The following is a 13,252-nucleotide window of genomic DNA, read 5'->3' as shown; positions in this document are numbered from 1 at the left end:
CCCTGGCGCCTCGCCTCGACACGTGGTCGTCAGTTGCCAGGGGTTTCTTCCCCGAGCTCTCGGCTCCGCTCGAGCAGAACCCCGACCGCGCCTTCCTCTTCCCCTGCGACGCACGCCACCGGGCCCCGCTCCGTGATCCGGTCCGGTCGCGGTCCGATCCGCTTCAGTCCGGTCCGATCCCGTCCGATCCCGTCCCGTCCGATCCCGCCCGGCCCGGCCGGTCCGGTCCGGTCCGTCCCGGTCCGGTCCGGTCCGGGCGGAAGGTGTCAGGGGCGTTCGGCCGTCAAGTAGCGCTGCACCGTGGGCGCGAGCCAGGCGATGGTGTCCTGCCGCGACATGGAGACGGCGGGCTCGATGCGCAGGACGTACCGCGCGAGCGCCATGCCGAGGATCTGCGAGGCGACGAGCGCCGCACGGCGCGGCGCGTCGGCGGGGTCGGGACAGACACCGGCGGCTATCGGCCCGAGCTGCTCGGCGAAGACGGCCCGCATCCGCTCGGCTCCCGCGTCGTTGGTGACACCGACCCTGAGCAGGCCCGTGAGCACGTCGTCCTGCTCCCACCGGTCCAGGAAGTGCCCGACGAGTACGGCGCCGACGTGTTTGCCGGGCAGGGCGCCCAAGCCCGGCAGCCGCAGATCGATCTCGGATGCCGCGGCGAACAGGCCCTCCTTCGAGCCGTAGTAGCGCATCACCATCGACGGGTCGATGCGCGCGTCCCGGGCGACGGCCCGGATGGTGGCGCGCTCGTACCCGTCGGCGGCGAACCGCTCCCGGGCCGCTTCGAGGATCGCCGCCCTCGTGGCGTCCGAGCGGCGCGGGGTGGCTGAGGAAGCGTGCGCTGTCATGCCAACAATCGTAGGCCAACAAGCGTTGACACGCCATCACGCGCCGCCCTACTGTTGCCAACAAGCGTTGACCAACGACCGTTGGCCAACAGTCGTTGGTATTCGCTCGGGAGGCCGCCATGACCGGCACGTCCAGCACGGGATCCAGCTCCGCCGACGCCACAGCCACCACGGATGTACTCGTCGTGGGCGCGGGCCCCACCGGCCTGCTCCTCGCCGGTGACCTCGCCGTCCGGGGCGTGTCGGTGACCCTCGTCGAGCGCCGCCCCCGCGAGACGGGCAACACGACCCGGGCCTTCGCCGTCCACGCACGCACCCTGGAGCTGCTCGACGCCCGCGGCCTCGCCGACGCCCTGATCGCAGCCGGCACGACCCTCACCGACATGCGGCTCTTCGGCCGGCTCTCCCTCGACCTCTCCCGGCTGCGGACCCGCTTCCCGTTCCTCCTCATCACTCCGCAGTACGAGGTGGAGCACCTGTTGAGGGAGCGTGCGCTCAAGGCGGGCGTGGAGTTCCGGTACGGGACGGAGCTGCTCGGCCTCGTCAGGTCCACCACCGGCGAGACGGTCACCGCGGACATACGCGACCCCGCCGGGGCCCGCTCCACCGTCGAGGCCAGGTTCCTCGTAGGGACCGACGGTGTGCGCAGCACCGTTCGCCGCGCCCTCGGGCTGCCGTTCCCCGGCGAATCCGTGATCAAGTCCATGGTCCTGGCCGATGTACGGCTCACCGACACCCCACCAGGGCTGCTCACGGTCAACGGCGTGGGGGAGGCGTTCGCCTTCATCGCCCCGTTCGGGGACGGCTGGTACCGCGTCATGGGCTGGAACCGCACCCGGCAGGCCGCCGACAGCGAGCCCGTCGAGCTCGACGAGCTGCGTGGGATCGCCCGCCTCGCACTGGGCACCGACTACGGGATGCACGACGCCCGCTGGATCTCGCGTTTCCACAGCGACGAGCGTCAGGTGCCCGCCTACCGCGTCGGCCGGGTCTTCCTGGCAGGAGACGCCGCACACGTCCACTCCCCTGCGGGCGGGCAGGGCATGAACACCGGCCTCCAGGACGCGGCGAAATCTCTCCTGGAAGCTCGCGGCCGTCCTCCACGGGCACTCCGCGGACCCCGAGGCCCTTCTCGACAGCTACCACGGCGAACGGCATCCGGTCGGCGCCGGGGTCCTGCGTGCCAGCGGTGCGATCGTCCGCCTCGCCATGGCCAGGACGCCCCTGCAGCGGGCCGTGCGCACAGCCGTCACGCGGCTGCTGACCGTCGCGCGACCGGCCTCGGACCGAGCCATCGGCAGGATCTCCGGCATCGGCATCGCCTACGGCGCCCCGCGAGGCAGCCACCGCCTCACAGGCACCCGGGCCCCTGACCTCGACCTCGCCGAGGGCCGCCTCCTCGAGCTGTTGCGCGAGGGCTCCTTCGTCCTGGTCACACCCCGGGCCACCGGCATACCGGCAGCCCCTGCCTCCCCGGTACCGCTCGTCCACGCGCACTGGGCCGGGGAGCGCACCACCGCGCTGCTCGTCCGCCCCGACGGACACATCGCCTGGGCGAGCGATCACCCCGACCCCGCGGCCCTGGACCGCGCCCTCGGCCGATGAGCTCGGCGGCGCGATCCGGCGGATTCTCAGAACACGTAGGCGTCGCCCGTGGAGAGCGCCAGCACCTCGTGCGTGTCGTTGCGCCGGTCCCGGTCGCTGGCGCCGCCGTTCCACACGGTGTCCACCCGTACGACCACCTCGGCCGGCCTGCCCGTGAGCCGCAGGCCGAAAGCCGTGCGCCGTGCGTCGCCACCCGCCCCCAGCGCCCCGGTCGCGCAGAGCACCGCCCGGTCGCCGCTGCGCAGGCAGTCCCGCGGAAGCTGCTGCCGGGCGGCGAGCGGCACGGAGAAGCGCAGCCGTACGGTCGCGTCCACGAGCGACGACGGCCCGCTGTTCTCCGTCCGCACCATGACCCCGAGGTGCTCGTCGCGCAGTGCGACCCGCCCGTGGTGGGACACGTCCGCCTCCGGTGCGAAGGACCGGGACTCCGATGCAGCGGGCCGGGCCGCCGGTTCGGCCACCGCGGACAGTCCCGGCCCCGGCACCACGGTCGCCGCCATCGCGGTAGCGGCGGACAGCATCAGCCCTGCTCTACGCGTCACTCGCATGCGCCGAACATACCGATCGGACCCAAAGCTCCCTGTATGCCTCTCGGTTCCTCGGTCCTTCCCACCCGCACGGCCCACCGTCGTCCGGCGCCCGGCCCCGCATGACACGCTGACCCCATGCTCGTCGCCCGCTCCGTCGCACTGTTCGTCGTCGCCGCGCTCTTCGAGATCGGGGGTGCCTGGCTCGTATGGCAGGGCGTGCGCGAGCACCGGGGCTGGATCTGGATCGGCGCGGGTGTCATCGCGCTCGGCGCGTACGGCTTCGTGGCCACGCTCCAGCCGGACGGCGAGTTCGGCCGCATCCTCGCCGCGTACGGCGGGGTGTTCGTCGCGGGTTCGATCGCCTGGGGCATGGTCGCCGACGGCTACCGCCCGGACCGGTGGGACGTGACCGGCGCGCTGATCTGCCTGGCCGGCATGGCGCTGATCATGTACGCGCCGCGGAACCACTGAGACCCGCCGGACCCTGCCCCGCCTCTCCGCCCCGGCAGGCGCCGCTCACCGAGGCCGCCTCGCCTCCCCGGCATCGAGGCGTCCGGAAGGCGGGCCCCCGGCCGCCCGGCCCGGGCCTGGACGGCCTGCCTATCCTTGGCCCGTACCGATCAGCTGTCCGAGGAGTTCGCCATGGCCGCCACCCCCATCGCCGTCATCACCGGCGCGAGCAGCGGCATCGGCGCCGCGACCGCCCGGCAGCTGGCCGCCGCCGGTTACCGCGTGGTGCTCACCGCCCGTCGCAAGGACCGCATAGAGGCGCTCGCCGCAGAGCTGACGGAGGCGGGCCACCAGGCGGCGGCGTACGCGCTGGACGTCACCGACCGCGCGGCCGTCGACGAGTTCGCCACCGCGTTCCGCTCCCTGGCCGTCCTCGTCAACAACGCGGGTGGCGCGCTGGGCGCCGACCCCGTCGCGACCGGCGACCCCGCCGACTGGCGCCAGATGTACGAGACGAACGTCATCGGCACCCTCAACCTCACCCAGGCGCTGCTTCCCGCCCTCACCGCGAGCGGTGACGGCACGGTCGTGATCCTCTCCTCCACGGCCGCGTTCTCGTCGTACGAGGGCGGCGGCGGTTATGTAGCGGCCAAGCACGCTGAGCACGTCCTTGCCGAGACCCTGCGGTTGGAGATCGTCGGCACCCCTGTCCGGGTGATCGAGGTCGCGCCGGGCATGGTCAAGACCGAGGAGTTCGCGACGACCCGCTTCCGCGGCGACACCGAGAAGGCGGCCAAGGTCTACGCGGGTGTGGACGCCCCGCTCACCGCCGACGACGTCGCCGACACGATCACCTGGGCCGTCACCCGCCCCAGCCACGTCAACATCGACCTTCTGGTGGTCCGCCCCCGCGCCCAAGCCTCCAACTCCAAGGTTCACCGCACGCTCTGACAGCTGACGGCTTGGCGGCTGACGGATGACGGCTGCCGCCGACGCCTGGCCGCCTGACGGCTGACAGCTTGGCTCCGCTCACGGCGGCAGGCCCCGGACCGGCGGTCCGGGGCCTGCCGGCCAGGTCGGACGCCGGGCGGTCTCAGCCCTTCACGCACACGACCTGCTTGAGCTTCGCGACGACCTCGACCAGGTCCCGCTGCTGATCGATGACCTGCTCGATCGGCTTGTACGCGGCGGGGATCTCGTCCACCACACCGGAGTCCTTGCGGCACTCCACGCCCCGCGTCTGGTCCTCCAGGTCCTGCGTCGAGAACCTCCGCTTCGCGGCGTTCCTGCTCATCCGGCGCCCGGCACCGTGCGAGGCCGAGTTGAACGACTTCTCGTTCCCCAGTCCCTTCACGATGTACGAGCCGGTCCCCATGGAGCCCGGGATGATCCCGAAGTCCCCGGAGCCCGCGCGGATCGCGCCCTTCCGGGTGACCAGCAGGTCCATGCCCTCGTACCGCTCCTCCGCCACGTAGTTGTGGTGGCAGGAGATGACCGGCTCGAAGGTGACCTTCGCCTTCTTGAACTCCTTCCGGACCACGTCCTGGAAGAGACCCATCATGATCGACCGGTTGTACTTGGCGTACTCCTGGGCCCAGAACAGGTCGTTGCGGTACGCCGCCATCTGCGGGGTGTCGGCGATGAACACGGCCAGGTCGCGGTCGATGATGCCCTGGTTGTGCGGAAGCTTCTGGGCCTGCCCGATGTGGAAGTCGGCGAGTTCCTTGCCGATGTTCCGGGACCCGGAGTGCAGCATCAGCCACACAGAACCCGCCTCGTCGAGACAGAACTCGATGAAGTGATTACCGCTTCCGAGCGTTCCCATCTGCTTCGTGGCGCGTTCCTGCCGGAATTTGACCGCATCGGCGACTCCGTCGAATCGCGACCAGAAATCGTCCCAGCCCGCAGTCGAGAACCCGTGCAGCGTGCCCGGGTCGACCATGTCCTCGTGCATCCCGCGCCCCACCGGGATCGCCTGCTCGATCTTCGACCGGAGCCGCGACAAGTCACCCGGCAGGTCGTTGGCCGTGAGCGACGTCTTCACCGCCGACATCCCGCAGCCGATGTCCACGCCCACCGCAGCCGGGCAGACGGCCCCGTGCATCGCGATCACCGAACCGACCGTCGCGCCCTTGCCGAAATGGACGTCCGGCATGACGGCCAGGCCCTTGATCCAGGGCAGCGTCGCCACGTTCCGCAGCTGCTGCATGGCGACGTCCTCGACCGACGCCGGATCAGCCCACATACGGATGGGGACCTTCGCGCCCGGCACCTCTACGTACGACATAACTCCTCGATTCCCCCGAAAAGACTGAAAGCGCAAAACCGGTGCCGAGGTCGGCATAACGGTCGGCCGACCGGCATTCACAGCAGTGCGTGCGATACACATTGTGTCCATCGGCCGCTATCGAGCGGCAACCTGTTTTCCGTACCGAAGGGAGCCTGGGATCGTGCGACACATGGCGTACGTACCCGGCGTCGCGCTGCTCGTGGCGCTCGTCGCCGGCTGCAGCGCCGGATCCGAAGCCGACGACACCGACGCCGACAGCAAAGCCGGCAGCCCGAAGGTCTCGGCCGCACCTCCCGGCAAGTACCGGACGCTGCCCGAATCCTGCCGCGCCGTACCACCTTCCACTCTCAGGAACCTGCTGCCCGGCGCCGCCGAACTGCCCGAGGAGCAGCAGGAGAAGGTGTACGAGGGCACGGCCACCGTCACCTACGACACCGACCGCAAGGTCGGCTGCCGCTGGAAGTCGGACGCCCCGGACGCCTCCCGGAACCTGTCCATCGACTTCGAGCGCGTCGTGTCCTACGACCCCGCGGTGAGCGACGACGACCGCGCCCGCGAGGTGTACGCGACGAAGGTGGACGCCGCCGACCTGCCTCCGATGGCCGGCTCCACCCCCGACATGGTCTCCGGCGTCCCTGACAAGCCCTCCTCCGGCTCTCCGGGCGGACCGGCCTCCGGCACGCCGTCCGGCGATGCCGGTACCGGCGGCAGCACCGATCCCGGCGGCAGCAGCGGCGCCGGTCCCGACGACGAACTGCAGCCCCGGCTTCTCGACGGACTGGGGGACGCGGCGTTCCTGGACGATGTGCTCACCCGGGCGGGTTCCACCGCGCAGCACCGCACCGTGAGCGTGGTATTCCGCACATCCAACGTCATCGTCACCGTCCAGTACACCGAGCAGCAGGCCCTCGTCACCGCGGCGCCCGACAGCAGGGAACTGCAGGAGAAGGCCCAGGCCCTGGCCCGGAACCTGGCCGAGACCCTCAACGAGTAGTCCGGTCGCGACAGGCCCTCGCCCGGGCCCGTCGCGCCCTCCCGGCGCCCGGCCCGAGGCGGCATGCCGCCGCCGTCCGTCGTACCGTGGCCGTCCGGAGCGCCGGGTCCGCCCCCGCCCGTTCCACCCGAACCGCCCGACCGATCGACGCAGAGCCAGACCGACGAACCCCCCGACCGACGTACCGCCGACCGCCCGCACGACCGATACCCCGTGCCGTCCGAGTGAAGGAACCATGCACCGATCAGCCCCGCGACTGTCCCGCATACTCGCCTGCGCCGCCGTACCGGTGATGCTCGTCCTCGCCGGCTGCTCGTCGGACTCCGGCGACGAGAAGGACGCGGGCTCCTCCGCCTCGCCCAGCGCGACGAAGACGGAGCCGAGCGTCGAGCCCGCCAAGTTCGCCCAGCTGCCCGACGCCTGCACGTCGATCGGCAAGAAGACGATCGAGTCCCTGGTGCCCAAGACGAAGAACAAGGGCGGCACACCGGGCAGGTCCAGCGACAACGTCACCCGAGGCAGCTGCTCCTGGAACGGCCTGGACGACAACGGCGTCAAGGGCTCGCAGTACCGCTGGCTGGACGTCGGCTTCACCCGCTTCGAGTCGGACCAGGCGCTGGGCAGCGGCGCCAAGCGGGCGACGGACGAGTACACGAAGCAGGTCGCGAAGGCGCAGGCGACCGAGGGCGCCAAGAAGGTCGCGGCCATGCCCACCGCCGGTATCGGCGAGCAGGCCACGACCGTCACCTACGACCTCACCAAGACGAGTGAGGACTTCAAGTACGCGACGGTCCTGGCCCGTACGGGCAACGTCGTGGTCAGCCTCACCTACAACGGTGCCGGCTACGCGGGAGCGAAGACGCCCGACGCCGGTGACATCCTCAAGGACGCCCTGAAGGCGGCGAAGGAAGCCGTCGCAGCGGTGGGCGCCGACCGCGCACCCTCCGCCGGCACGTCCTCGGCCGCGCCCACCCCCAAGGCATCCGCGAAGGCGACGGACAAGGCCTCCGGGAAGACGACGAGCAAGGCGACGAGCAAGACGACGAGCAAGGCCACGCGCAAGTCGTGACCACAGCCCGGCAGGGACGCGAACGCCCCTGCCCAGCGCCCCCTTCGCGAAGCCCGGACCGCCCCTGAGGTCCGGGCTTCGCCCCCTCCCCGCGCATCACGTCTCGCACGCATGTGCCAGGCTGTGCCCGCGCCGGATGCCGAAATGAGGCCGGCCCAACGAAGTCGGGAGGGGACCGCGGGTGGCCGCAATGCAGCTGACACGCACACACCGAGTACTCATCGGGGTCGTCGTCGCCGGTGCGGTACTCATTGCCGCGATCGGTTTCGCGGGTTCGTACGCCGCCGTGCGCGAGCTGGCGGAGGAGAAGGGTTTCGGCCAGTTCTCGCTGGTCTTCCCGATCGGCATCGACGCGGGCATCTGCGTCCTGCTCGCGCTGGACCTCCTGCTGACCTGGATGCGCATCCCCTTCCCGTTGCTGCGCCAGACCGCGTGGCTGCTGACCGCGGCGACGATCGCCTTCAACGGCGCGGCCGCCTGGCCCGACCCGCTCGGCACCGGCATGCACGCGGTGATCCCGGTGCTCTTCGTCGTCTCCGTCGAGGCCGCCCGTCACGCCGTGGGCCGCATCGCGGACATCACGGCGGACAAGCACATGGAGGGCGTCCGCCTCACCCGCTGGCTGCTCTCCCCCGTCCCCACGTTCAAGCTGTGGCGGCGGATGAAGCTGTGGGAGCTGCGCAGTTACGAGCAGGTCATCAAGCTCGAGCAGGACCGGCTGATCTACCAGGCCCGTCTGCAGGCCCGCTTCGGCCGCAACTGGCGCCGCAAGGCCCCCATCGAGTCGATGATGCCGCTGCGCCTGGCGAAGTACGGCGTCCCGCTCGCCGAGACCGCTCCGGCCGGCCTCGCCGCCGCAGGCATCGAGCCGGTCCTGCTTCCGCCCGTCCCGTCGGTGGCGGAGGCCGGACAGGGGCAGCCCCAGCTTCCGTACGTCCCGCAGCAGGGGCAGGAGGGTCCGGAGCCTGAGGACCGGCACGCCCAGCAGTCCCCGCAGCACCAGCGCAACCGGCCGGCCGAGCAGGACGACTGGCCGCACGAGCAGGAGGAGTGGCCCGAGGAGGGCCCCGGCTCGCACGACAGCCCGTGGTTCGCGGCCCCCCAGGTACCGGACGACGCCTACGAGAGCGCGTACAACCCGACGTACGTCGAGGGCCTGGAGCCCACCCCTGTGATGATCCCGTCCGGCCCCGGGGGCCGTACCCGCCCGCTCGGCAACGTGGGCACCGTCGGCGCGTTCCCGCACCCCAGGGCCGCCCAACCGCAGCCGCACCCGGACCAGCAGGGGGAGCAGCACGCGGCGCGGCACCCGCAGCAGCAGGAGCAGGGCGGAACCGAAGAGCAGGGCCAGACGGGCCAGCAGGACCCGCCGCAGCCCCGTGACGCCCAGCAGGAGGCGGAATGGGCCGCCGCGGAGGCCGAGTTCAGCGAGATCGCGTACGAGGTGTTCGCCGCGTACACGCACCAGCACCAGGCCTACCCCAGCGTCGCGGTGCTCGAAATCCACCTCGCCGACGGCCACAACGTCCGCCACCCCCGCAGCAGCGCCCTCCTCCGTCGCCTGCTGCCGGGCTTCCGGCAGCGTTTCGACAACGAGATGTCCGCCGACCACATCGCGTAGCGAAACGCGGCAGGAGCGGACACAGCGGGAAACCTGGCGGCGGCATGAGGGAGCCGTCGGCGGCATGAGAGAACCGGGCGGGCCGTCCAGCGGCCCGCCCGGTGATCAGGAACGGCGAAAGAGCTACGCGCCGAGCAGCCTGCGCACCCGGTCCGCCCCCACCGCGAGCAGCAGCGTGGGCAGCCGGGGCCCGGTGTCCCGGCCGACCAGCAGCCGGTACAGCAGAGCGAAGAAGGACCGCTGGGCCACCTTCAGCTCCGGCGTCGGCTTGGCGTCCGGCGCCAGGCCCTCCAGGACCTTCGGCACGCCGTAGACGAGCGTGGTCAGCCCGTCCAGCGACCAGTGCGAGTCGAGCCCTTCCAGCAGCAGCCGCAGCGATTCGCGGCCCTGCTCGTCCAGAGAGCCGAGCAGCTCCTTGTCCGGCTCGTCGCGGACGATCGTGCGGGCCTCCGCCGGGACCTGGGTGGAGATCCAGTTCTCGGCACGGTCCAGCCGGGGTCGCGCCTCGTCGAGCGAGGTCAGCGGGTTCTCCGGGTCCAGCTCACTGAGGATGCGCAGCGTCTGGTCCTCGGCACCGGCCGTGATGTCCGCGACCGATGCGAGCGTCCGGTACGGCAGCGGGCGCGGCGTGCCGGGCAGCTCGCCCGCGGCCGTACCGACGGCCCGTGCGTAGGCGGCGGCGTCGGCGGGCAGCACCGAACCGTCGGCCACCTTGCGGCCCAGCGAGTCCCACTCGTCGTAGAGCCGCTGGATCTCCTGGTCGAACGCGATCTTGAAGGACTGGTTGGGCTTGCGGCGCGCGTAGAGCCAGCGCAGCAGCGGCGCCTCCATGATCTTCAGTGCGTCGGACGGGGTCGGCACCCCGCCCTTGCTGGACGACATCTTCGCCATGCCGGAGATCCCGACGAACGCGTACATCGGGCCGATCGGCTGCACGCCGTCGAACACCTCGCGCACGATCTGGCCGCCGACGACGAAGGAAGAGCCGGGCGAGGAGTGGTCCACGCCGCTGGGCTCGAAGATCACGCCCTCGTAGGCCCAGCGCATGGGCCAGTCGACCTTCCAGACCAGCTTGCCGCGGTTGAACTCGTTGAGCCGGACCGTCTCGGCGAAGCCGCAGGCCGAGCAGGTGTAGTTCAGCTCGGTCGTGTCGTCGTCGTAGGAGGTGACGACGGTGAGGTCCTTCTCGCAGTTGCCGCAGTAGGGCTTGTACGGGAAGTAGCCGGCCGCGTTCGAGCTGCCGTCGTCCTCGCTCGCCGCACCGGAGCCCTCGGCGGCCTCCAGCTCGGCCTCGTCGACCTTCTTCTGCTGCGGCTTCTTCCCGCCCGCGGCCCCGTCCTTCTTGGTGCGGTAGCGGTCGAGGACGGCGTCGATGTCGGCGCGGTGCTTCATGGCGTGCAGGATCTGCGCACGGTAGGTGCCCGCCGTGTACTGCTCGGTCTGGCTGATGCCGTCGTACTCGACACCGAGCTCGTCCAGCGCCTCGGTCATCGCGGCCTTGAAGTGCTCCGCCCAGTTCGGATACGCGGACCCGGCGGGTGCGGGCACGGACGTCAGCGGCTTGCCGATGTGCTCGGCCCACGACTCGTCGACGCCCGCGACGCCGTTCGGCACCTTGCGGTAGCGGTCGTAGTCGTCCCAGGAGATCAGGTGGCGCACGGTGTACCCGCGGCGGCGGATCTCGTCGGCGACCAGGTGCGGCGTCATGACCTCGCGGAGATTGCCCAGGTGGATCGGGCCCGACGGGGAGAGCCCGGACGCGACGACGACCGGTTTGCCAGGCGCACGTCGCTCCGATTCGGCGATGACATCGTCCGCGAAGCGGGAGACCCAGTCGGTCTCGGTGCTGCTCTGACTCGAAGCCACGGTCGGCACGTCCTTCTCTCGTGTAGGACTCGTAGGGGCGCCCCCCATGAGGGGCACCCCCATTCTCCCAGGTGCCACCCGCAGCGCGAAAACGGCTTTGCACCCCGTGGGATACTGGGGTGATCCTTCGTCCCCTACGGAAACGGCAGCCGGCTCATGGCTTCGGTCCCTTCCCTCGCTTCCACGCTCCAGCAGCAGCTGGCGGACGCCCTGACGGCAGCTCTGCCGGAGGCCGGCACCGCGGACCCGCTGCTGCGCCGAAGCGACCGGGCCGACTTCCAGGCCAACGGCATCCTCGCGCTCGCCAAGAAGCTCAAGGGCAATCCGCGCGAGCTGGCCTCCCAGGTCACCGCCGCCCTCCCGGCGGGCGGGCTGATCAAGGACATCGAGGTGTCCGGCCCCGGCTTCCTGAACGTGACGCTCACCGACCGGGCGATCACCGAGACGCTCGCCGCGCGTGCCGCGGACGGCGACCGGCTCGGCGTCCCGGTGAACGCAGCGGCGGGCACGACCGTGATCGACTACGCCCAGCCGAACGTGGCCAAGGAGATGCACGTCGGCCACCTGCGGTCGGCGGTCATCGGTGACGCGATGGTCCGGATCCTCGAGTTCACCGGCGAGACGGTGATCCGGCGCCATCACATCGGCGACTGGGGCACCCAGTTCGGCATGCTCATCCAGTACCTCTTCGAGCACCCGGGCGAGCTGAAGCACGAGGGTGACAAGGCGGACGGCGAAGCGGCCATGTCGTCGCTGAACCGCGTCTACAAGGCCTCGCGGGTCCTCTTCGACTCCGACGAGGCGTTCAAGGCCCGCTCCCGTGACCGGGTGGTGGCCCTCCAGGCCGGCGACCCCGAGACGCTGGCGCTCTGGCAGGGCTTCGTCGACGAGTCGAAGATCTACTTCTACTCCGTCTTCAACAAGCTCGACATGGAGATCCGCGACGCCGACATCGTCGGCGAGTCCGGGTACAACGACATGCTCGAGGAGACCTGCCGGATCCTGGAGGAGACGGGCGTCGCCGTCCGATCCGAAGGTGCGCTGTGCGTGTTCTTCGACGACGTGAAGGGCCCGGACGGCAACCCGGTCCCGCTGATCGTCAAGAAGACGAACGGCGGCTACGGTTACGCCGCCACCGACCTGTCCGCGATCCGGGACCGTGTCCAGAACCTGAAGGCCGACAGCCTGGTCTACGTGGTGGACGCCCGGCAGTCCCTGCACTTCAAGATGGTCTTCGAGACGGCCCGCCGCGCCGGCTGGCTGAACGAGGACGTCAAGGCGCACCAGCTGGCCTTCGGCACGGTCCTCGGCAAGGACGGCAAGCCGTTCAAGACCCGTGAGGGCACCACCGTCCGGCTGGAGGACCTGCTCGACGAGGCGGTCGAGCGGGCCACCGCGGTGGTCCGGGGGAAGGCCGAGAAGGTGGGCCTGACCGAGGAGGAGATCGTCGAGAACGGCCGGTACGTCGGTGTCGGCGCCGTGAAGTACGCGGACCTCTCGACCTCCGCCGTGCGCGACTACAAGTTCGACCTGGACCAGATGGTGGCGCTGCACGGCGACACGTCGGTCTACCTCCAGTACGCGTACGCGCGGATCCGGTCGATCATGCGCAATGCGGGCGACGCGAAGCCCGCCGCGCACCCGGAGCTGGACCTGGCCCCCGCCGAGCGCGCAATGGGTCTGCACCTGGACCAGTTCGGCGAGGTCCTGGCCGAGGTCGCCGAGGGGCACGAGCCGCACAAGCTGGCCGCGTACCTCTACCAGCTGGCCTCGCACCTGACCACGTTCTACGACCAGTGCCAGGTGCTCAGCGACGAGAACGCTCCGGAGGTCGTCGAGAACCGGCTCTTCCTCGTCGAGCTCACCGCCCGCACCCTGCACGAGGGCATGCGGCTGCTCGGCATCAGGACGCCCGAGCGCCTCTGAGATCACGTACGGCAGGGGCGGGCCCGGCACCTCGTGCCGGGCCCGCCCCTGTTCTG

At 70.9% G+C, this 13,252-nt stretch carries 10 protein-coding genes and 1 pseudogene; 7 read left to right on the top strand and 4 right to left on the bottom strand.

From position 1 onward, the window contains the following. Positions 1-266: 266 nt before the first annotated feature. Positions 267-845, bottom strand: coding sequence for a TetR/AcrR family transcriptional regulator (locus tag QFZ58_RS21315; protein ID WP_307126499.1), 579 nt, complete (start codon positions 843-845; stop codon positions 267-269). 119 nt (positions 846-964) lie between these two features. Between QFZ58_RS21315 and QFZ58_RS21310 the strand changes: the two are divergent. Beyond that, a pseudogene (locus QFZ58_RS21310) lies at positions 965-2,450 on the top strand (FAD-dependent oxidoreductase). A gap of 26 nt (positions 2,451-2,476) precedes the next feature. On the opposite strand, the gene QFZ58_RS21305 reads toward QFZ58_RS21310, so the two are convergent. Continuing rightward, positions 2,477-2,998, bottom strand: coding sequence for a hypothetical protein (locus tag QFZ58_RS21305; RefSeq protein ID WP_307126498.1), 522 nt, complete (start codon positions 2,996-2,998; stop codon positions 2,477-2,479). Between the two features lie 117 nt (positions 2,999-3,115). Between QFZ58_RS21305 and QFZ58_RS21300 the strand changes: the two genes are divergently transcribed. Next, positions 3,116-3,451 (top strand): YnfA family protein, encoded by a 336-nt coding sequence (locus QFZ58_RS21300; RefSeq protein ID WP_307126497.1) that lies wholly within the window; start codon positions 3,116-3,118, stop codon positions 3,449-3,451. A 171-nt stretch (positions 3,452-3,622) separates the two neighbouring features. Then, the gene (locus tag QFZ58_RS21295) at positions 3,623-4,381 is read left to right on the top strand and encodes an SDR family NAD(P)-dependent oxidoreductase (protein ID WP_307126496.1); all 759 of its coding nucleotides are present in this window, start codon (positions 3,623-3,625) and stop codon (positions 4,379-4,381) included. 142 nt (positions 4,382-4,523) lie between these two features. Here the strand turns inward: QFZ58_RS21295 and QFZ58_RS21290 are convergent, their stop codons facing one another. Beyond that, positions 4,524-5,717 (bottom strand): RtcB family protein, encoded by a 1,194-nt coding sequence (locus tag QFZ58_RS21290; protein WP_307126495.1) that lies wholly within the window; start codon positions 5,715-5,717, stop codon positions 4,524-4,526. Positions 5,718-5,889: 172 nt separating this feature from the next. Here QFZ58_RS21290 and QFZ58_RS21285 point away from each other — a divergent pair, with 172 nt between their 5' ends. The 3 genes from QFZ58_RS21285 (at position 5,890) to QFZ58_RS21275 (ending at position 9,404) form a co-directional block, all read left to right on the top strand. After that, on the top strand, positions 5,890-6,714 hold the full coding sequence (locus QFZ58_RS21285) for a DUF3558 domain-containing protein (protein ID WP_307126494.1): 825 nt from the start codon (positions 5,890-5,892) through the stop codon (positions 6,712-6,714). A gap of 235 nt (positions 6,715-6,949) precedes the next feature. Beyond that, a complete protein-coding gene (locus QFZ58_RS21280) occupies positions 6,950-7,783 on the top strand; it encodes a DUF3558 domain-containing protein (RefSeq protein WP_307126493.1) in 834 nt (277 codons plus the stop codon). Between the two features lie 181 nt (positions 7,784-7,964). Beyond that, the gene (locus QFZ58_RS21275; RefSeq protein WP_307126492.1) at positions 7,965-9,404 is read left to right on the top strand and encodes a DUF2637 domain-containing protein; all 1,440 of its coding nucleotides are present in this window, start codon (positions 7,965-7,967) and stop codon (positions 9,402-9,404) included. Positions 9,405-9,527: 123 nt separating this feature from the next. Here QFZ58_RS21275 and lysS read toward each other — a convergent pair whose 3' ends face one another. Next, positions 9,528-11,279 carry a lysine--tRNA ligase gene (gene lysS, locus QFZ58_RS21270; RefSeq protein WP_307126491.1) on the bottom strand — a complete coding sequence of 584 codons (1,752 nt, stop codon included), beginning with the start codon at positions 11,277-11,279 and terminating at the stop codon, positions 9,528-9,530. Between the two features lie 147 nt (positions 11,280-11,426). Between lysS and argS the strand changes: the two genes are divergently transcribed. Continuing rightward, entirely contained in the window at positions 11,427-13,196 is a 1,770-nt protein-coding gene (argS, locus tag QFZ58_RS21265) for an arginine--tRNA ligase (protein ID WP_307126490.1), read from the top strand. The last annotated feature ends 56 nt before the right edge of the window (positions 13,197-13,252 follow it).

It is taken from the genome of Streptomyces sp. B1I3 (assembly GCF_030816615.1).
Taxonomy (GTDB): domain Bacteria; phylum Actinomycetota; class Actinomycetes; order Streptomycetales; family Streptomycetaceae; genus Streptomyces.
The sequence above is the reverse complement of the archived record's forward strand: the minus strand, read 5'-3'. Positions and strand labels throughout refer to the sequence as shown.

Coding starts and splice junctions, on each gene's coding strand:
- QFZ58_RS21315 (WP_307126499.1), bottom strand. CDS start 845: ATGACAGCGCACGCTTCCTCAGCCACCCCGCGCCGCTCGGACGCCACG.
- QFZ58_RS21305 (WP_307126498.1), bottom strand. CDS start 2,998: ATGCGAGTGACGCGTAGAGCAGGGCTGATGCTGTCCGCCGCTACCGCG.
- QFZ58_RS21300 (WP_307126497.1), top strand. CDS start 3,116: ATGCTCGTCGCCCGCTCCGTCGCACTGTTCGTCGTCGCCGCGCTCTTC.
- QFZ58_RS21295 (WP_307126496.1), top strand. CDS start 3,623: ATGGCCGCCACCCCCATCGCCGTCATCACCGGCGCGAGCAGCGGCATC.
- QFZ58_RS21290 (WP_307126495.1), bottom strand. CDS start 5,717: ATGTCGTACGTAGAGGTGCCGGGCGCGAAGGTCCCCATCCGTATGTGG.
- QFZ58_RS21285 (WP_307126494.1), top strand. CDS start 5,890: ATGGCGTACGTACCCGGCGTCGCGCTGCTCGTGGCGCTCGTCGCCGGC.
- QFZ58_RS21280 (WP_307126493.1), top strand. CDS start 6,950: ATGCACCGATCAGCCCCGCGACTGTCCCGCATACTCGCCTGCGCCGCC.
- argS (WP_307126490.1), top strand. CDS start 11,427: ATGGCTTCGGTCCCTTCCCTCGCTTCCACGCTCCAGCAGCAGCTGGCG.